We start from the raw sequence: 20,185 nt of genomic DNA on the forward strand, positions 1-20,185 counted from the left end.
TAAATAGAACATAATTCTGCAACGATTGCTTTCTGTAAAAGAAGGTTTTCCACATGGCTTGATCCTGAAAGGATCATAGTTATACATGTAGATCTGAATATATTTACATATAAAACAAAGGCTTATTATAAAGTTTTTGTTCTTTTCTAGTTATCCACGTCGATTTAAAACAACTATATAAACAGACTTATCCACAGAAGGTGATGCCATAATCGCCAATATTATTCTTAAGCTGTGTATATAGCCAGTGAAAGGTCGTGGCATAGTGCCATGAGACGTGGCATTCTTATAGCTTATAACCTGCAATCTTGGATAATTAGACATGGCTCATATACCAGACAACCCACTGATTCTCATTGATGGATCTTCCTATCTTTACCGAGCTTTCCACGCCTACCCAGAAACGATGAGCAATGGTGAAATACCAACCAATGCGGTTTACGGTGTAGTGAACATGCTGAGAAGCATGATGCGTCAATTTGCTTCTGAGCGAATTGCGGTGGTGTTTGATGCGAAAGGTAAAACTTTCCGTGATGATATGTATCCGGAATACAAGGCAAACCGTCCTCCAATGCCTGATGATTTGAGATGTCAGATTGAGCCTCTGCATAATGTGATTAAAGCAATGGGTCTGCCATTGATCTGTGTACCTGGCGTGGAAGCGGATGACGTTATCGGTACGCTGGCGCATCAAGCATCGCAAGCAGGTATGCCTGTGCTTATTAGCACGGGTGATAAAGATATGGCTCAGCTTGTGGATGATAATGTTACGTTGATCAATACCATGACCAACGTAGTGATGGATCGAGAAGGTGTGGTAGAGAAGTTTGGTATTCCTCCAGAGCTTATCATCGATTATCTCGCTCTAATGGGCGATAAAGTGGATAACATTCCAGGTGTCCCTGGTGTCGGCGATAAAACCGCGACGGCATTGCTTCAAGGCATTGGTGGGATCAAAGATCTTTATGAACGCTTAGATGATATCGCACCGCTTGGTTTCCGTGGTTCTAAAACCATGGCTAAGAAACTTACAGAGCATAAAGATAATGCAGTTTTGTCTTATGAGTTAGCGACGATTAAGCTTGATGTCGAATTAGACTGCACGCCAGAGTCTCTTCTAAAGCAGCAACCGAACGTGGATGAACTGACAAAATTGTACGGTCAGCTTACCTTTAAGTCATGGTTAAATGAGCTACTTGAAGGTGGTACTGGTGAAGTTGAAGCAGTGGAGAGCGCAGCAAGAAAAACCACCAGTGCATCTCAAAGTGACGAACAATCTGAGATGGACACGTCACAAGTCACCATTGATCGTAGTGCCTATGAAACCATCCTGACTGAAGAGGGTTTTAACAGCTGGTTAGAGAAACTGAAATCTGCTCCTGTTATCGCTTTTGATACTGAAACCGACAGCCTAGATTATATGGTGGCGAATCTTGTTGGTCTGTCATTTGCGATTGAAGAAGGGGTGGCGGCATATGTCCCTGTAGCTCACGACTATATTGGCGCGCCTGAGCAGCTTGATCGTCAGTGGGTTTTAGAGCAGTTGAAGCCGCTATTAGAAGATGATGCTATTGCTAAGGTTGGGCAAAACCTAAAATACGATGCCAGCGTATTAGCTCGTTACGATATTGAGCTTAAAGGCATCAAATTTGACACTATGCTAGCGTCTTATGTCTACAACAGTGTTGGGGGCAAGCATGATATGGATAGCCTTGCTCTGCGTTTCTTGCAACATAGCTGTATCTCTTTCGAACAAATTGCAGGTAAAGGTAAAGCGCAGCTCACTTTTAACCAGATCGATCTTGAGCAAGCATCGCCTTATGCTGCTGAAGATGCTGACGTGACCTTCCGACTCCATCAGCGTTTGAATGCAGAGCTTGAGAAGAATGAAGCGCTGAATCGTATCTACCAAGATATTGAAGTACCGCTGGTGCCAGTTCTGTCTCGTATTGAACGTACGGGGGTACTGATTGACGATATGTTGTTAGGCGCGCAGTCTCAGGAAATTGCAGCAAGACTGGATGAGCTGGAGCAAAAGGCGTTTGAAATTGCCGGACAAGAGTTCAACTTAAGCTCGCCAAAACAGCTTCAAACCATTTTCTTTGAGAAGATGGGCTTACCTGTAGTCAAGAAAACACCATCCGGTGCGCCTTCTACTAATGAAGAAGTGCTACAAGAGCTAGCGCTAGACTATCCATTACCAAAGCTGATTTTGGAATATCGTGGGTTGGCTAAACTGAAGTCGACTTATACTGACAAGCTTCCTAAGATGATCAATCCAGAGACTGGCCGTGTTCATACGTCATACCACCAAGCCGTAACGGCGACTGGCCGTTTGTCGTCGACTGATCCAAACTTGCAGAATATTCCAATTCGTAATGAAGAAGGACGCCGTATTCGACAAGCGTTTATTGCACCGCATGGATGGAAGATTCTTGCAGTCGACTATTCTCAAATTGAACTACGAATCATGGCTCATCTGTCTGGTGACAAAGCGTTATTGGATGCGTTCAAAAATGGCAAAGATATTCACGCGGCAACCGCGGCAGAGATCATTGGTGTCGATATTGATCAGGTGACCAGTGAACAACGTCGCCGTGCAAAAGCGATTAACTTTGGTCTTATCTATGGCATGAGTGCATTTGGCTTATCTAAGCAGTTGGGTATTCCTCGTGGTGAAGCACAACAATATATGGATACCTATTTTGAGCGTTATCCAGGTGTGATGCAGTACATGGAAGACACGCGCTCGTTGGCTGCTGAAAAAGGTTACGTGGAAACCATCTTTGGTCGTCGCTTACATCTACCAGAAATTAAATCGCGTAATGGTATGCGTCGTAAAGCAGCGGAGCGAGCGGCGATCAACGCGCCTATGCAAGGTACTGCTGCAGATATCATCAAGAAAGCGATGTTACTCGTTGATGAGTGGGTGCAAGCGGAAGGTGAGGGTAAGGTTAAGCTTCTTATGCAAGTACACGATGAACTGGTATTTGAAGTGGAATCGTCATCTTTGAGCGAAATTGAAAGTAAAATACAAAAATTGATGGAATCAGCAGCAGAGCTTGATGTTCCATTGGTTGCGGAAGCTGGTCACGGTGACAACTGGGATCAGGCTCACTAGACAATTTTTGAGCAATTTGAGCAAATTAACATGAGCCAGCGCACAGTCGCTGGCTTTTTTTTGTCATTAAAAAAGTTTTTATATCTAAAACAGTTATGTCTATTAACAAAACTTTCATGAAAAAAAACTACAAAAACGGTTTCATTTTCTGATCAGTTGTTGTACATTAGAACGCGTAGGGTACAGAGGTAAGATGTTCTATCTTTCAGACCTTTTGTTTCACGTTATTGGATTAGGCTGATTCAGCCGCCCCAGTCAGTATTTGACTGGGGCGTTTTTTCTTGTGGCAAAGAAAATTTCTCTACCGCATCATCTCTTAAACGCCTTGTCATTTTTCTTCTGTTTTGACGCCCATTTACCATCCAATTTGTAATTTAACGACCTTCACAGTATTGATAATTTACACATAGAACTAAGCCATCTTTAGAGGTTTGTCATTCAGGTGTAACTATATGAAAAATAAAGATTAGGATGAGTTTTGTTACGAGAGGGATTTGGGGTGGTAGAGAAGACTAGCTCACATTTTGCGTGGTAGGCAATTGAATTATCAACGGACTTGATAGATTCTTTTTGCAAACAATAACTAAATCTTCTCTCTCCCATTGCCCTGCCAGGATGGCGGGGCGTTTTGTTTCTGAAGGCTTACTCTTCGATATCGTCGTTGATATCGTCTTCTAACATTTCAAATGCTGGAGCAAACCAAGTATCAAGTTTGCTGCGCAGTTGGTCGACACCAATTCCTTTCAAAGAAGAGAACGCATCTACTTGAACATCGCCACCAAAGGCCAGTGCAGCTTCACGAATTTTAAGCACTTGCGCTTTACGAGCACCGCTCTTTAGTTTGTCTGCTTTAGTCAGAAGCACTTGTACTGGAATATGAGATTCTACTGCCCATTGAATTAGCTGTTGGTCGAGATCTTTCATTGGGTGTCTGATGTCCATTAGGACCACAAGACCTTTTAAACATTTGCGCTTCTGTAAGTACTCACCCAGTGACTTTTGCCATTTCTTTTTCATTTCTAGGGGTACTTGAGCAAAGCCGTATCCTGGTAAGTCAACGATATGACAACCTTCATCAACCTTAAATAAGTTAATAAGTTGAGTACGGCCTGGAGTTTTACTGGTTTTAGCCAGAGCTCTTTGGTTCGTTAGACGGTTTAGTGAACTCGATTTACCTGCATTGGAGCGTCCTGCAAACGCGATTTCGATTCCTTCATCTTCTGGCAAGTGACGAATATCAGGTGCACTTGTTATGAAATGCGTGTTTTGATAATGAATTTTTACGCTCACTGTTAACTCCATCTCGACTTTGTGTAGTCGATTGATTACTTTTTTGTGAAATTGTGTAAAATAACCGTGCTCGGCATATGGCCACACATTGTACCATGAACGGTATTAATTGCCCGTGTTACCTCACTTTGTCCTTTTGGCACCATTCTGTTGGGTTTCGCGAGGCGTGTAGTGGTACTGGAAGCTTGATAATTATAATGGAATGTCATGAAAAAATTAGCGCTAATCTTGAGTCTTGTAGTCAGCTGCTCAGTATGGGCCCAAGGCGATATTGAAGCTGGTAAAGCAAAATCCCAAACCTGTGTTGCGTGTCACGGAGCTGATGGTAACAGTCAGTTAACCATGTACCCTAGCATTGCTGGTCAACACGCCAAATATATTGAAAAACAACTAAAAGATCTGAAACTCGGTATGACGAGTAGTGGTAAACAAGGTCGTTACGATCCTGTGATGAGTGGTATGGCAATGCCGCTATCTGAGCAAGATATGGCGGATCTTGCTGCGTATTACTCTTCAATGCCTCTAGCACCAAACAGTACCCCTGAGAATGTCGTTGACCAAGGTAAAGTACTTTACATGGCTGGTGATGCAGAACGTGGTATTACGGCTTGTATTGCTTGTCACGGCCCTCGTGGTAACGGTACAGAACTTTCTGGTTTTCCTAAAATTTCTGGTCAACACGCTGAATATGTTAAAGCTCAGTTAGAGAAATTCCGCAGTGGTGACCGTGCTAACGATATGAACGCTATGATGCGTGATATCGCTAAGAAGCTGAATGATGATGATATCGACACCCTATCTAAGTATGTAGGCGGTCTACACTAATCCAATTCAACGTTGCAACAACTTAGCAGCCCAACAATAGTTTCTTTACGCCAAACCGAGCGAACAATGCCCCTTCGAATGAAGGGGCATTGTTGTTTTTGGTGACTTATCTCACGAGTTGCTCGTTAAGCGTGTTGCTCTCATTGTTCTACTTGGCTGATGAGGTTGTGAGATATTTGCCATACTTGCTGTCACTAAACTGCCAGTAACTAAATTTAAGTGTTTGAAATTAATGATTTTTGTTCATTCTTCTGTAAAGGCAACATGAAAAAAGCGCTCTGCAGGTTGTTTTCAATCCTCGCTCGGGTAAATTGTTCCTTGTCGACAGGAAGTAGGCACAGGGATTTCAGACCAAGATGGTTTTCAAGGATGTCTAACTAGGAAGGTTAGAAGAAACACAACGGATTGGCTTGTACTAGGAGTACAGGCGGATAAGGATGGTCAACTTTTCTCAGGATGAGAACTTAAACGGACAGGGTTTAGGAAGAACTCGCGCAAATGGCTTTGCTAGGGAACGCGAAAACGCATCAGGATGATGACAAACAAGAATTAGCAGTGGAAGCACAAATAACAAACGGATATTTGTGAAGCATCAAAAGATGCTAACAGTTTCGCCGTATGGCGATAGAAAGCGACAGGTCTTCCTGTCGCTTTTTTTACGTTTGCTCACAAGATAAATGACATTAGTTATCATTTGTCTTGTGAAGTTAATTGATATCGATTATCATTTGCACTCTTTCGGAGGGTGGGAAATGAAAAATCAAACGAGTCGTGAGTCAGAGCATTTTGATGTGCCAACTAAGTTGCTTCGACCTCTTTGGTTTCGAAGTCGCGAAAGCCTATTAGATGATGGCATTATTTATGACCCTATTGCAGCTCATGCTTGCCGTCGTTGTCATCTCGCTCCCGATTGTCTCACCGGTAATGTAGATCAAAGTCAGCTTCTCCATGCCACTCTGACACAAATTTGTGATCTTCAAGTAAAGCGCTTTCTCGAAACCAACCCTGATGGCTGGGTTATCAACGTTGGAGCTCGGCTCGATACCCGATTTTATCGCCTTGATAATGGTCGTTGTCATTGGGTTGAAGTAGATACCAATGAACACCTTGTTTGGCGACAACGATTGTTCCATAAAAGTGAACGTTATCAATTAAGGTGCGGATCTATTGATGATATGAGCTGGCTACAATCTTTATCGGTTCCAAATGACAGACCTGTACTAGTGGTTTGTGAGCAAGCACTACTTGAAAGAAGAGAAAACCGCATTGCACACTTTATCCAATCGATCGGTTGCTATTTTCAACATGCTCAGGCGTGTGTGGTGTTGGCCGGTGATTTGACGACCTCGCGGTTGGGTAAAAGGATGGGAGGCGAGCGTTATCAACATGGTCTGCGCCGCCCAACTCAGAAATTGCTGAATTGGTTGCCGTGGATTCATAAAGTGTCACTCCTTTCACCCATCGACCAACATTGTCAGCGCTGGTCTAAGTGGCAACGTATTATCGCCAAGCTGCCACTTTATAAGCATCGATTAACACCGAACGTGATCAATGTTGAATGGTAGGAGTAGGAACCTAGGGTCAACTAACGCTACTATAGCCCCAACTATTTTTTAACCACCACCATAGTTTCTATGGTGGTGTTGTTTTGGGGTCAGTGTGTTTCGACAATATTTCTCTATTCTGTCTAATATTGAACTTCATCGCCGTGTCTTGCTATTAGCCATTCCCATGGTGCTTTCGAATATTACCGTGCCGCTTCTGGGGTTAGTGGATGCCGCAGTTATTGGTCATTTAGAGCATTCTTGGTATCTCGGTGGTGTGGCACTCGGTAGCACGATGATCAGTGTGACCTTTTGGTTACTCGGCTTTCTTCGAATGTCGACAACTGGGCTGACAGCTCAATCTTTTGGTGCTCAGGATAATCGGCAGCTCGCCTTAGTATTTTTGCAGGGAACACTGATGGCGTTGGGCTTTGCGTTGGTATTTTTATTGCTGCACAGCGTCATCGCCGACCTTGTCTTCTCATTGAGTAGTGCTAGTGAGGATGTGAAATACTATGGTCACCAGTATTTTTCGATCCGTGCTTGGAGTGCGCCTGCGTCACTACTCAACTTTGTACTACTGGGTTGGTTACTGGGTACACAAAATGCCAAAGCACCGATGTGGATGGTAATCATCACCAATGTAGTCAATATTGTGCTTGATGTTCTATTTGTCATCGGCTTGGGCTGGAAAGTCGAAGGGGCGGCGTTAGCATCTGTGATCGCCGATTACTCGGGTTGTGCTTTCGGACTTTGGTGCGTATGGCGCACTTGGAGTCATCGTCAGTTGCCTGCTATACGCTCATTGCTGTCCGGTGTCGCAAGTGATATTGGTCGTTTTGTAAAACTGAACCGAGATATTTTCTTACGCTCTCTTTGCCTACAAGCGACGTTTAGCTTTATGACCTTCCAAGGTGCGGCTTTTGGTGATGACATTGTGGCTGCTAACGCTGTGTTGATGAGCTTTTTAATGATCATCTCTTATGGCATGGATGGTTTTGCTTATGCGATGGAAGCCATGGTCGGTAAGGCGATCGGTGCAAAGAGTCGAACGGCGCTAACCGAGTCGCTGCTTGCTACCTTCTTCTGGAGTTTGATTATTTGTAGTGGTCTGACGGTGGTCTTTATGGCGTGGGGCAGTAATTTGATTGGTTTAATTACCAGTATTCCCGATGTCCAACAACAAGCGATGGTGTTCTTACCTTGGTTGATTGCTATGCCTTTGGTGTCGATGTGGTGTTTCTTGTTTGATGGCATCTTTATTGGAGCCACTAAAGGTCGAGATATGAGAAACAGCATGTTTGTTGCGACCTGTAGCTTCTTTGCCATTTTCCACATAACAAGTGGAATGGGTAATCATGCACTTTGGTTAGCCATGCTGAGTTTTATGGGAATGAGAGGCTTTGGGTTAGCCATGATCTTTTTGCATCAATGGCGCAGCAAAACCTTCCTCGAAGCATAAAAAAGGCGGCTATCAAGCCGCCTTTTTTTTACTTTCGTTAAACACTAGAATAAGCGATTCAAACCATTAAGCGCCGCTACGCGGTAGGCTTCAGCCATGGTTGGATAGTTAAAGGTCGTGTTAACAAAGTACTCGATGGTATTTGCTTCGCCTTTTTGCTCCATTATCGCTTGGCCGATGTGGATGATTTCTGCAGCACGCTCACCGAAACAGTGGATACCTAAGATTTCTTTGGTTTCGCGATGGAACAAAATCTTCAAGCTTCCTACGTCTTTGCCAGCAATCTGAGCTCGAGCAAGATGTTTAAACGATGAACGCCCTACTTCGTAAGGGACTTTTGCTTCGGTAAGTTCTTGCTCTGTTTTACCGACTGAACTGATTTCTGGAATGGTGTAGATACCTGTTGGAATGTCTTCAATCAATTTACCGTCTGCTTCACCTTGCGTGATGGCTTGGGCGACGAAACGGCCTTGGTCATAAGCTGCACTAGCCAAACTAGGGTAACCAATTACATCACCCACGGCATACACGTGGTCAACATCGGTTTGATAGTTACTATCGACTTTCAGTTGTCCACGAGAATCAGCACTTAGACCCACTGCAGATAAGTTCAACGCGTCAGTATTACCCGTTCGGCCATTTGCATACAGTAAGCAGTCAGCGCGCATTTTCTTCCCTGAGTTCAGATGAATGATGACGCCGTCTTCGGTCCCTTCTATTTTGGCGTAGGTTTCATCATTACGAATCATCATGCCGCTGTTCCAGAAGTGGTACGACAGTGAGTCAGACATTTCATTATCTAAAAATGCCAGCAGACGCTCGCGAGTATTGATAAGGTCTGTTTTGACATCTAAGCCACGGAAGATCGAGGCGTATTCACAACCAATAACCCCCGCACCGTAAATAATGATGTGCCTTGGGTCATGTTCTAGTGACAATATAGAGTCGCTGTCGTAGATTCGAGGATGGGTAAAGTCAACATCGTCTGGGCGATAAGGTCTAGAGCCTGTCGCGATAACAAATTTATCGGCCGTGTAGGTATCGACGGTGCCGTCAGTTTTCGTGACTTCCAGAGTATTTGAATCGACGAAGCGAGCCGTGCCAAACAGTAACGTACACTCATTTCGGTCATAGAACCCTTGGCGCAGTCGAGTTTGCTTATCTATCACGGTTTTGGCATGACCAAGAATATTAGAGAAGGTAGAGTGGAGGCTGGTGTTATTGCCACAGAACAGTGGGTTGCTGTTGAACTCGATAATACGGCTGACCGCATGTCTGAGTGCCTTTGATGGGATAGTGCCCCAGTGAGTACATCCACCACCAACGCTGCTTTCTTTTTCTATGATGGCAACGTTCAGTCCTGCTTTAGTCAGTCCCATAGCAGCACCTTCACCACCGGGTCCACTTCCTATCACGATGGCATCAAAATGTTTGGAGCGACTCATAGTGTATATCCTCGTTGTACCTAACTGCATCACGCAAAAGACCTCCAGTTAGGCTTGCCTATTTAGGCACAACAGCAGGCATTGCGGCGTTAACATTGCTTAAATTCTTGTTAGCGAGATTCTAACGGATTATTAACCTTGGTAAACCAAGTTGCCGTGATAGGGTGTGAAAGATCACGAGATTTGTCTTAAGTTGCCATACCTTATGTGGTTTAGCCTTTGTATGCTGCCAATTTTATAGAATATGTTGAGTTGCAAAGTGAAGTGAGACTTACAAAGTGTTTTATTAAAAATCCTTTTGCATAGGCTTATACAAACAGGCTATTCGCGCTATATTACCAGCACTCCCTCAATTACCGTATGAATGGTAGTCAACAAGTAAACCTAGGTAAAACATGAAATCAATGGGTATCCGTGCACAACAAAAAGAGAAAACGCGTCGTTCATTGATCGATGCTGCTTTTAGCCAGTTAAGTGCTGATCGCAGCTTTTCAAATTTGAGTTTACGCGAAGTGGCACGAGAGGCTGGTATTGCACCAACGTCCTTTTATCGTCACTTCAAAGACATGGATGAATTGGGACTCACCATGGTAGATGAAGGAGGCTTGTTGCTGAGACAATTGATGCGACAAGCGCGCCAACGTATTGTCAAAGAAGGCAGTGTGATTCGTACTTCGGTTGAAACCTTTATGGAGTTCATTGAAAGTAGTCCTAACGTTTTTCGCTTATTGTTGCGAGAGCGTTCGGGTACATCATTTGACTTTCGAGCCGCAGTCGCTCGTGAGATCCAGCATTTTTCAGCAGAATTAACCGAATACCTTGTGAGCACGGGCATGGACCGTGATGAAGCGATCGCTCAAGCTGAAGCTTCGGTTATCTTGGTATTCAGTTCTGGTGCTGAAGCACTCGATCTTAATAAGAAAGAAAGATATGAACTGGCAGAAAGGTTAATTGTCCAACTTAGGATAGTTGCCAAAGGCGCACACTGGTATCGCAAAGAACGTGAAAGAAACCGTCAAAAAGAAGGGTTGAACTAATGTCCAATGAAGTATCCTCCGAAAGCCGTAATAGCGGTAAGAAAACTCTAGTGCTAGCGCTGATTGCTGGTATGTGTGGTAATGCAATGTTGTCTTGGCTAACTGTTAGCGAAGTTGCATTCTCTATTTTTCCTCTGATAGCTCTTGTTCTATCTGTTCAAGCTCTATATCAAGAGTACCTAAAGAACCCAATTCCAGAAGACTTCCCGATGGTAGGTTTGGCTGCGTTTTTTGTTGGCGCATTTGGTCATTCGGCTTTCACTAAGGCCCAGTATCCAGATGCCGGCTCTAACTTCTTCGCGATCATCGTTGTATTGGTTCTACTGTTCTGGATTGGTAAGAAACTTGGCTACATTATGAAAGAAGCCTAATAGGCATTATTAATGTCCGCGAATAAAAAACGAGCCGCTTGGGCTCGTTTTTTTGTTTACGCTGTGGCGGATTACGCTTTACGTTCTAACAACACACCGGCTTCGATGTGATGAGTAAACGGGAACTGATCGAATAGCGCAAATCGAGTAATAGTGTGAGTTTCACTCAATACATCCAAATTGTCTTTCAGTGTTTCTGGGTTGCACGAAATATACAGAATACGTTGGTAACCTTGCACCATTTTACATGTATCAATATCCATACCTGCGCGCGGTGGGTCGACAAAAATCGTGTTGCAGTTATAGCTTTTCAAATCGACATTCTGTTGCTGTAGACGGCGGAATTCACGCTTTCCTTCCATCGCTTCAGTGAATTCTTCAGCAGACATACGAATAATTTGTACATTATCAATCTTGTTTTCAGCGATATTGAATTGTGCCGAGTCAACGGAAGGCTTGGCTAACTCTGTCGCGAGAACGCGTTCAAAGTTTTGCGCCAATGCAAGTGAAAAGTTGCCATTACCGCAGTAAAGCTCCAACAAGTCACCTTTGCTTTCTTGGGTACAGTCCACCGCCCATTCCAGCATTTTCTGAGCCACGGGACCATTTGGCTGAGTGAAGCTATTCTCTACTTGTTGGTAGTGGTATGGCTGACCATTTACATGCAAGGTTTCTAGCACATAGTCTTGGTCTAAGACGATTTTCATTTTACGAGCACGGCCAATGAGGTTGAGTTTGAACCCCTCATCATTAAGGCGTTGCTTAAGGGCTTTTGCTTCTGCTTTCCAAGCATCATCTAATTGACGGTGATACAGCAACGAAACCAGAATTTCACCACTGAGTGTAGAGAGAAAGTCTACTTGGAATAGTTTCTTGCGCAGAACGTCATTACCTTTCATTGCATCCATAAGCAATGGCATCAAATCGTTGATGAGGCGGCTTGCTGCTGGAAATTGGTCAACGCGATACTTTTCACGAGTTTCTTGATTGAACATGATGTAATACATGTCCTCTCCTTCATGCCAAACGCGGAATTCTGCACGCATGCGATAGTGCTTCTCTGGAGAAGTAAATACTTCGAGTTCAGGAGCAGAATAAGGCGCCATCATATCGATCAATCGTTGAGATTTTTCTTCGAGCTGAATTTGGTAGCCTTCTGGTGTGAAGTCGAGATTTGCCATTGTGGTTGCCTATCGTCGGTAATGAGTTTTTAAAAGGAGGGCAGATTTTATTCAATCTCCCGTCGTTGTCCAGTTTTTCCCAGAATTGTCTCTCAATATGGCTGGATATCTATAGCTTAGTTCAATCTGTTATAGACAAATTACCATGTTGTTAATACCATTCCGCCTAGCTGGTGTGAGAATGACAAAGGAATCTCACTGAAAAGGGAATCTGGTGTAAATCCAGAACTAAGATTGGGAATTATGTTAGACGTCGCAGGTTGGTAAGTTAGTCCTTAAAAAAATTAGACAGAAGGCGTTTGTTAAGTCAGAATAATGCCATAAATATTAGAGGACGTTGGTGTTAATTTGATTGAGCAGAATGAGTCGTTTCCAGATGACTTCGGAGTTGATTACTGTCTTATGTGGATCAACACGGATAAATATCCTTCATATATCAGCAGACCGCACCCTGATAGCGGTGAGATAACCCACGAAGTAGAAGACAATTCAAAATCATTTACTTATACACTCCCGATTTTAATTGATCCCGATGGCATTAATGTGGTGCCAGCGAATTTATACCTCCACTCTTTATTGTCAAACTCACAAATATCCTCAGTTAAGACGATTGAATCCCATGCGGTTGCGTTATTAAGTTTCTATCGTTGGATGAATTTAGAAATCCCTGAACATACCGACCCCAGAACAGGTGTGTTGGTTGAAGAGAAGCGCCCTTTAACAATATATGACTGCACTGAGAAGGTAGAAGAAAGTCCAGTCGTTAGATATCGTGATTATCTACTAGAGAATCTTTATATCAAAGATGAAAACGGAAAAATCGGAGGCTCTCCCAATACGGCGTCGAGTTACGTGCTAAAAGTTGTCGCTTACTATACCTACCTTCACCGCCAACGGATCGTCCCACTCAGCAAGACTTTTCGCCCATTTGAGTTTTCAGCAAAGAAAGTTCGCATACGTGACAAAAATAAGAGAGCGCAACATGACATGCTCTCACATCTCTATGGCTATAACGGTAACGATATTATCGTGTACACAACGGGTCTCACGAAACCATTTAAGAACATACAAAAACCTCAAAATGCTGATATCCGAGAGCTTCGTCCACTCCGTGAAGATGAAAAACAAGCACTTTATCGATATCTCGATGTTGAAAATTCCTCTGATACTAAAGCCCTGATGCTTTACTTAAAAACTGAGGTTGGGTTGAGGTTGGAGGAACTGATAACCTTTCCTACCTCTGTCGTAGATAAACCAAAAGCTAAAGTGGTTAAAGTGCCAATTGGTGAGCGTATTAACGGTTGCCTAACCAAATACAGAAAAGACAGAACGATTGAGATCCCAGCCCATGTTATGGAACTTTTGTACGAGTACAAGCTAAGCAAGGCAAGGAAGGAGGCAATTGAAAACGGGTTATTACGCCATAACCATCTATTCGTTCAATCGAATGGCAATATCTACGCCCCAAACACAATTCAAAAGTATGTGGAAGCTATACGCAATGATTTGATTATTAGTGGACTTGATATTTATTTTTCTCCTCATGATTTACGTGCCACTTTCGCAACTGACTGGCTGTACAACAAACACATTGAAACGGGTAAGCCCTTTGAAGCTCTGATGTCGGAGTTGGCTGATTTAATGGGGCATAAAAGCACTGATATTACCCAAAAATATATTAGCTACATGAATGACGATAAAACCTGGTCGGAGTTCGCTCAGCGTAAAAATCAATTCGCACAACAATCGTTGAGGTGAGCATATGGCAAAAAGTCGCTTATCATTTTCCAGAAATCAAAATAAACCAATCACACAACTGAAGGCTAAGGATAATGTCACTTCATTAGATTTGAGCTTTGAACTGCATCAACGAGGGATGGCATACAGTATCAAATACAACCTTCTTGACTGGTGCCATGAGCAGTGTGATCCTCAAAAGCCATTAGTAAAACCATCTCGATTGAATAGGATGCAAAAGTTATGGGCGTGGGTTAATCAAGAGAGAAAAAATCAAAGTAGTGAAGCCTCTATCAGAGGTAAGTTGGCTAGTTTAAAGCAGTATATTTCTTTTTGTGACTTTAATAAGCTCGATCCTTTTTGTCAGGTGGGATACCTTTCCTACGCTGGTAACTCAGGTCAATTGTGGCGTTTAGTTAACGCAGCTAATGAGCCGAAAAGATATCATTTTCAGTATTATGATGGTGAAGAGGCTGGCTTGTTGGAGGGCACAGCTTTTAACCAAAAGATCTTTCTCGATATACTACTTTCAGTGCTTGATTTTGATGTGTCAGAGTGGCAAGCCACGATTAAACCCTTTTCAAAAAAGACTAGTGAATCATCAACACAGCCTTATACATCAAGTGAATGGTATGCATTAGTTAGGCGAACTCAACTTTTCTTTTTCTCACTGGCAACTCAACTTATTGCGTGTAAAGAGGAAAACCCCGAAGCACCTCCGCCTCAATGCTTAGAAGACATTGTAGTTGATAGGAATAATGGTCGGGACATCACAATTACGCTGAGGGGCACTGAAGGCTCTGTGAGTCCGTTTAATCAATGCATGGCGGCAGCTTACACCCTATTTGCCTACTACACTGCATTTAACGACACGGTAATAAAAGATGTTCGCCATCCCATTAAAGTTATTACATCGAAGGCAGAAGGTCGTACATCGAAAACTGCTCAAGTCCGTGCATACAAAAGTCGTGCTTCAAAAGATGTAAAAGCGTTGTTTTCAGGTTCAGATGAAAACTTACATCCCGAAGCCATTGAAAAAGAGGCAGGGTTTATTGTTGCCGACATCAATAAGCGCGACGCTGTTGGAAAAACAGACGGTATCGCTTTCATTCAAACTCTCGAACTCCTTTCTAAATCCTATAGCGATGATCCTTTTGATACATTGATATATTTTCTTGATAACAAAGGTGAAAAAGACAAGGTAAATGTAAGTCATGCTTTACTAAAGCTATCGCAGAACTTAAATTTGCTTTCTAGCCGCAGAGGTGAACTAACCGATCATTTAATAAAAACCTACACCGACATTGTTGAGAATCAAAAGATGGCTATCTTCAACTGGATTCAGAGAGAAGATGGCGCAAGGATAATGAACAAACAGGTCATCGAACTTGATAAAAGGACTGCAACAAGAAGGGCAACCCCTATAGCTTACGCTGCTTTCTCATGTATGACGGATGTTTCGCTTCGAAACGCACTAATACCACTGAACTATTCAGAGAAAGATGCTAATGGAGAGATCACGGTTTCCTTTAAATATGTCGATGGCTCGGAAGGCGAATTTACTGTTGCAGCCAAACACAGTCCTTTTCTTCAATTAGTTGAACGTTATGCAGCAACTAGAAACCCGCCACCAAAGGAACGTAGTCTTGGTGGTATAGGTAGACGTTCGAATTCAACCAAACCTCCTTTCCTACTGCCTTTAGGTACAAAGTCAATGACTTACCAGTGGCAGGAAGGTGAGTTTCCTATTAGCGCGAGCATGTTAAGTTATTGCGGCATTGGTTATGGTGATTACTTTTTAAATATTAACTCTCGACGAATTCGTGTTACTCACTCTGATTTAGAATACAGACCAGAAGAGCGTGGACTGACCGCCCAAAAGATTTTGCAGCACAGCATCAACACGGCTGATAAAAGATATCGTAACGGGCATCCTGTGCAAAACAACAAGCAAGTTTCGCAAGGACTAATGGTGCTATCTCACATTGCAGAAGGCAAGACACGCAATGAAGCCATAGAATCGGTCAAAGAAGAGCTAAAAATTCCCGTATTAGAGTACGAGATTTGGAAAAAACGCAATCAACCAACGAACCCGAACGGCATTAGTTGTGACGGTAAAATTGATTTGAATTCAGAGAAAAATTGGCATTATGCAGCGCGTAAATTTGCAGAGGAAAAGGGAATTATTAAAGAGGGGGACGATATCACCTGCTATCAATACGATCTTTGCATCTTTTGCAAAAGCGCCAAACTCGTTGATGACCCTTACGCAATTTATAAATTACTGAGCTTTCTCGACGTATTAAGCGAGGCTATTGATCAATATCCAGAACGCGCTTCGGTTATCCAGTCAAAGATAGAACGCTTTCAAGTCCATCTTGATGACCTCCCTTTTGAAACTATTGAGCAAGCTGAAGATTTACTTGAAGAACAAGGACGTTACCCGCTTTTTCACTCGTTATCTTCCGTTACCCAATTTCTATAAGGAGTATACCTATGTTGGCTTTCGAAAACCCAGAAAATATGGACTTAACATTAGGTGTCATGCGCTCTATTGGCGATCAAGAAGATTATTTGCAGCAGGTGCTTCTCCCTGCACTACTGCGAGGTAATTGGGAAGAATTGGACAAGATGGTTGTCTATCAAGATGAGAAAAAGACTATCTTGTTTGGGGAAGATCTATGGGCGTTTAGAGAGGCGGCTTGTAAAGCAAAAGGAATAGCGAATCTCTATTTTAATATCGAGCTAGGACAAGGTGAGAACGTCATTGTTCTTCGTCAAAATGAGCGTCATTTGGTTAATCAAATGAAATGCGTAGCATTAGCTTATATATGGTTTTCAGCTAAGCACATAGAGTTGGACTCCATCAAAACTAAAGTAAACGTTCTTCGGAATGATATAGCTCAACTTATTAAGCGTGGCATCACTTCGTTTGAAGATTTAAACCTAGAGCACTTTGAAATTTTGGTTGATGAGGGGTGTTTTGAATTATCTAAAAGCCACCCATTTAGAGGGATAAACTCTCTTCCCGCTTTAAAAGGTTTACTGCCCTTCAAGGTTAATTTTTCGCACCTGAATCATAAGATGTTTAACGCAAGCGCTGAGGTGTCGGAAGGTAAATTGGTGATTCCTCCTAGGATCTATTTTTCGGCATTAACAGGGTACAGCAAAGATGTCGTAAAAGCCTATGGATTGAGAGATGAAATCGAACAAGCGGTTGAGCTGATGATTTCCTATTATGATGATGAAGTAATAAATAGAACTCTAAAGATAAGAAATGGATGTAGTTATTCGCCTATTAAGAGTTATCGAAAAACATGGGAGCGATTTACCCAAGCGCTCGACAATGAAGGGGTGGCCTTGGCTGATAAAGGTGAAGACCCACGATGGATGAAAATTTTCATCTCGCTTGAAACCTTTATTCCACCACGTAAAAGCGTACTTAAGAACTTCAAAGTACGGATTGGTGGTACTTGTTATGGGTGGAGAGACTTTAAACAGTATTTGGTCAGTCTGAGCGCAAAGTCTTCGTGGTTATGTTTGGCGCTATCAGGGATGCGTGCAGATGAGTTGTACAAAGTTAGTCCTGTCTACGGGGCGCAAAAAATGATGTTCGATAAAAATGGCTGTGAGTCCGATGCTGGTAATGAAACCATTTACTTTTTGAGTACACGCCAATCAAAAATCACACTAAACAGCCAAACCAAAAACGATACCTTTGTTACCACCGAAATAGGTTGGAAAGCATTTCATGTGTTGAACTCCATTCATACGCCTTATCGAAACAGGTTTGCAGAAAATGACAGACATCGAATGTTCGCAAATTTGGCTAACAATCAATATTTCAAGCCTGTAACAAAGGCGGCGCTAGGTAAATCAATTAAACAGAATTTTAATAAGGACAGCTTTGATTTTATTCTGACGGCTGAAGATATGGGCTATTTACAAGCTTCCGACCCAACTCAGAAATCTTTTACACAGGGAGATAAGTTTCACTTTACGCCACATCAAACAAGACGTTCGCTTGCTTATTACCTAATTGGTTATGAGCTGTGTTCGTTCCCTGCTTTGAAGCAACAGTTGTCACATTTGTCGATGGCGATGACTAGCTGGTATGCCCGTAATGCCCATTCATTTGAACAGCTTTACAGTGAAATTAGAAAAGAGCGGATAACGCAAAAGGCTGAAATTTTTGCTCGCATATATCAAAAAATGGCGAACGGTGAACGGATTGCAGGTGGCAAAGGTCAAGCAATGGTTGCTGAAATCAGCCGTGAAGGTGAAAGCTATTTTGAAAATGGGGTAAACAAACGAAAGTTGTCAACTGATTATTGGATAGATCAGTTAACTAACGGAAAGGCGCACTTACATGCAGTTGCTCCTAGTATGTACTGCACCAACACTCAATGTTCAATGCGCATCAATATTGATTTAAGCGAGTGTGTGGACTGTGAATACGATTTTATTGAAAACGCTGTTTATGCCGAATCTTCTCGCATGGACGCGATGAGAAATATTGAGTTTCTAAAAGAATGCGATGAATTAAACTCCAGTGCGGCAACCAAATACTTTATGCAGGTAAAGGCGGCAGAGGCAATCATGGATGACTTGGGATTCGACCATGATAAGTATGAGTTTACAGAAGATGTACTGAGCTTAGTTATAAACACGATAATGGTGGCGTAAGACATGACAGATAAAAAAACGGAGTTAAGCTCAACAGAAAAGCAGTTGAGAGAAGCGTTGAAGCGTCTTATCGACAAACAGCCGACTCACAGGGAGCTGAAGCGAAAGCTCAGTGCCAACAAGCTTAAGATTGTTGTTTCTAATGTTGAGAAAGAGGCTGGGCTATCTAATGGTGCGGCAAAGCGTTATCCCGAAACAAAAAAAATGATTGAAGGTGCAGAAGCAGAGCGTATTCATGGAGAGAGCGATCTGTCAGATGATGTAGTGCGTGCTCACCCGATTTATATCAAAGCTAAAGAGGACGTAGAAAAAGCTAGAGAGGGAGTGAAAAAACTCAAAGCGGAGTTAGAGCAGAAGGATGAAAGACTAGCTCACTACAAAGAACTTTTAAAGTCTCAAGCCGTAAGAATGCATCAAATGAATGTTGCCATGTGGAATGACATACCCGAAGAAAACAAGAATGTTGAAGTGATTATTGATGTACAAGACATGGGATCTCAAGACAATATTTTAGCCTTCAAAAAGCGTGAGAAACTGGATTAGCATAGTTAGTGATCTAACTCACGATAGAGGGCGTAAATAAAACGACCATTTTATTTACATGTGGTGAAAACGTCATAATTACAACAAAAACCTTGATGGATGTGTAAAACAATATGTAAATCAATTAATGTAAAGAAATGATAGCTTTGTTTTACAACATCTAGGGAGTAGTACTCTATGAAAATTGGCTATGCTCGTGTCTCAACAGATGACCAAGAGCTTCACCTTCAACTTGATGCCCTTAATGAAATTGGGTGTGACAAGATATACACAGAAAAAGCGTCAGGAAAGGTTACTAATCGCCCTGAGCTTGAAAAGGCACTAGATAATCTGCGTGACGGTGACATCTTAGTTGTATGGCGTTTAGACAGGCTTGGGCGGAGCTTACCTCACCTTATTGAGATAGTTAATGAGCTGAAAGAGAGAAGTATCGGTTTTGTATCAATTGCGGAAGCAATTGATACTTCAAGCCCTGCTGGTGAGCTTGTCTTCCACATATTTGGGGCCATCGCTCAATTTGAGCGTACTCTTATCAGTGAAAGAACGAAAGCAGGCTTGGCCGCAGCCAAAAGGCGAGGAAAAAACGTGGGTAGAAAACCCAGTATGTCGAAGAAAGATATCAGGTTGGCTGCAAGTATGTTACTCAGTGATTCGATCACGAAAACTGAGGTTGCAAAACATTTTGGTGTTTCGAGACCGACGTTAGACAAAGCTTTAAAAACAGTTTTACTTGAAGAAGAACAAAATCATTTATTTTAAACCACACCTATGCAGCTAATGTTTGATGAATGCTCTTGAAATATTGAGCTGCCAACGTATGCCCGTTTTACTATTCAAATCAATTCAATAGGCTTAGTCCTTACCTCAGCTCATCTAGTTACTCGCTTGTGCAATCATGTGATATGCTCTTGGTTTGTTCTCGCATTAGTTAGTGAAGGGTGAC

The 20,185-nt window shown here is 42.6% G+C and carries 15 protein-coding genes; 12 read left to right on the plus strand and 3 right to left on the minus strand.

Annotation, left to right across the window (positions count from 1 at the left end; translation table 11 throughout):
* Nucleotides 1-322 precede the first annotated feature (322 nt).
* Both polA and L2W36_RS27540 read left to right on the plus strand, forming a co-directional pair.
* Nucleotides 323-3,121, plus strand: coding sequence for a DNA polymerase I (polA, locus tag L2W36_RS20090; protein WP_236111306.1), 2,799 nt, complete (start codon nucleotides 323-325; stop codon nucleotides 3,119-3,121).
* Between the two features lie 193 nt (nucleotides 3,122-3,314).
* Complete coding sequence (locus tag L2W36_RS27540; RefSeq protein ID WP_438356636.1) at nucleotides 3,315-3,362, plus strand: hypothetical protein; 48 nt, start codon at nucleotides 3,315-3,317, stop codon at nucleotides 3,360-3,362.
* A gap of 401 nt (nucleotides 3,363-3,763) precedes the next feature.
* Here L2W36_RS27540 and yihA read toward each other — a convergent pair whose 3' ends face one another.
* A complete protein-coding gene (gene yihA, locus L2W36_RS20095) occupies nucleotides 3,764-4,423 on the minus strand; it encodes a ribosome biogenesis GTP-binding protein YihA/YsxC (protein WP_031493055.1) in 660 nt (219 codons plus the stop codon).
* A gap of 195 nt (nucleotides 4,424-4,618) precedes the next feature.
* Between yihA and L2W36_RS20100 the strand changes: the two genes are divergently transcribed.
* From L2W36_RS20100 to dinF, 3 genes are all read left to right on the plus strand, one after another.
* Nucleotides 4,619-5,236: a c-type cytochrome gene (locus L2W36_RS20100; protein ID WP_031493056.1), complete on the plus strand. Its 618-nt coding sequence runs from the start codon at nucleotides 4,619-4,621 to the stop codon at nucleotides 5,234-5,236.
* A 752-nt stretch (nucleotides 5,237-5,988) separates the two neighbouring features.
* Nucleotides 5,989-6,801 carry a class I SAM-dependent methyltransferase gene (locus tag L2W36_RS20105; RefSeq protein ID WP_038228738.1) on the plus strand — a complete coding sequence of 271 codons (813 nt, stop codon included), beginning with the start codon at nucleotides 5,989-5,991 and terminating at the stop codon, nucleotides 6,799-6,801.
* A gap of 94 nt (nucleotides 6,802-6,895) precedes the next feature.
* Nucleotides 6,896-8,242 (plus strand): MATE family efflux transporter DinF, encoded by a 1,347-nt coding sequence (dinF, locus tag L2W36_RS20110; protein WP_236111308.1) that lies wholly within the window; start codon nucleotides 6,896-6,898, stop codon nucleotides 8,240-8,242.
* Between the two features lie 44 nt (nucleotides 8,243-8,286).
* Here the strand turns inward: dinF and sthA are convergent, their stop codons facing one another.
* Nucleotides 8,287-9,687 (minus strand): Si-specific NAD(P)(+) transhydrogenase, encoded by a 1,401-nt coding sequence (gene sthA / locus L2W36_RS20115; RefSeq protein WP_038228742.1) that lies wholly within the window; start codon nucleotides 9,685-9,687, stop codon nucleotides 8,287-8,289.
* 395 nt (nucleotides 9,688-10,082) lie between these two features.
* Between sthA and fabR the strand changes: the two genes are divergently transcribed.
* Nucleotides 10,083-10,724, plus strand: a complete 642-nt coding sequence (fabR, locus tag L2W36_RS20120; RefSeq protein ID WP_006075522.1) for an HTH-type transcriptional repressor FabR — start codon at nucleotides 10,083-10,085, stop codon at nucleotides 10,722-10,724.
* On the plus strand, nucleotides 10,724-11,095 hold the full coding sequence (locus L2W36_RS20125) for a YijD family membrane protein (RefSeq protein ID WP_006075523.1): 372 nt from the start codon (nucleotides 10,724-10,726) through the stop codon (nucleotides 11,093-11,095). The genes fabR and L2W36_RS20125 overlap by 1 nt, the downstream gene beginning before the upstream one ends.
* Before the next feature lie 71 nt (nucleotides 11,096-11,166).
* Here the strand turns inward: L2W36_RS20125 and trmA are convergent, their stop codons facing one another.
* Nucleotides 11,167-12,276, minus strand: a complete 1,110-nt coding sequence (gene trmA / locus L2W36_RS20130; protein WP_006075524.1) for a tRNA (uridine(54)-C5)-methyltransferase TrmA — start codon at nucleotides 12,274-12,276, stop codon at nucleotides 11,167-11,169.
* Nucleotides 12,277-12,624: 348 nt separating this feature from the next.
* Between trmA and L2W36_RS20135 the strand changes: the two genes are divergently transcribed.
* The 5 genes from L2W36_RS20135 to L2W36_RS20155 all read left to right on the plus strand — a co-directional run bounded on the left by L2W36_RS20135 (nucleotide 12,625) and on the right by L2W36_RS20155 (nucleotide 20,001).
* A complete protein-coding gene (locus L2W36_RS20135; RefSeq protein ID WP_168523722.1) occupies nucleotides 12,625-14,034 on the plus strand; it encodes a tyrosine-type recombinase/integrase in 1,410 nt (469 codons plus the stop codon).
* Nucleotides 14,035-14,038: 4 nt separating this feature from the next.
* Nucleotides 14,039-16,498, plus strand: a complete 2,460-nt coding sequence (locus tag L2W36_RS20140; RefSeq protein ID WP_236111310.1) for a hypothetical protein — start codon at nucleotides 14,039-14,041, stop codon at nucleotides 16,496-16,498.
* Between the two features lie 146 nt (nucleotides 16,499-16,644).
* Nucleotides 16,645-18,699 (plus strand): integrase, encoded by a 2,055-nt coding sequence (locus tag L2W36_RS20145; RefSeq protein ID WP_236111318.1) that lies wholly within the window; start codon nucleotides 16,645-16,647, stop codon nucleotides 18,697-18,699.
* 3 nt (nucleotides 18,700-18,702) lie between these two features.
* Nucleotides 18,703-19,242: a hypothetical protein gene (locus L2W36_RS20150; protein WP_168523715.1), complete on the plus strand. Its 540-nt coding sequence runs from the start codon at nucleotides 18,703-18,705 to the stop codon at nucleotides 19,240-19,242.
* Nucleotides 19,243-19,419: 177 nt separating this feature from the next.
* Nucleotides 19,420-20,001 (plus strand): recombinase family protein, encoded by a 582-nt coding sequence (locus tag L2W36_RS20155; protein WP_168523713.1) that lies wholly within the window; start codon nucleotides 19,420-19,422, stop codon nucleotides 19,999-20,001.
* The last annotated feature ends 184 nt before the right edge of the window (nucleotides 20,002-20,185 follow it).

The organism is Vibrio sp. McD22-P3, assembly GCF_021568915.1.
GTDB classification, from domain to species: domain Bacteria; phylum Pseudomonadota; class Gammaproteobacteria; order Enterobacterales; family Vibrionaceae; genus Vibrio; species Vibrio mediterranei.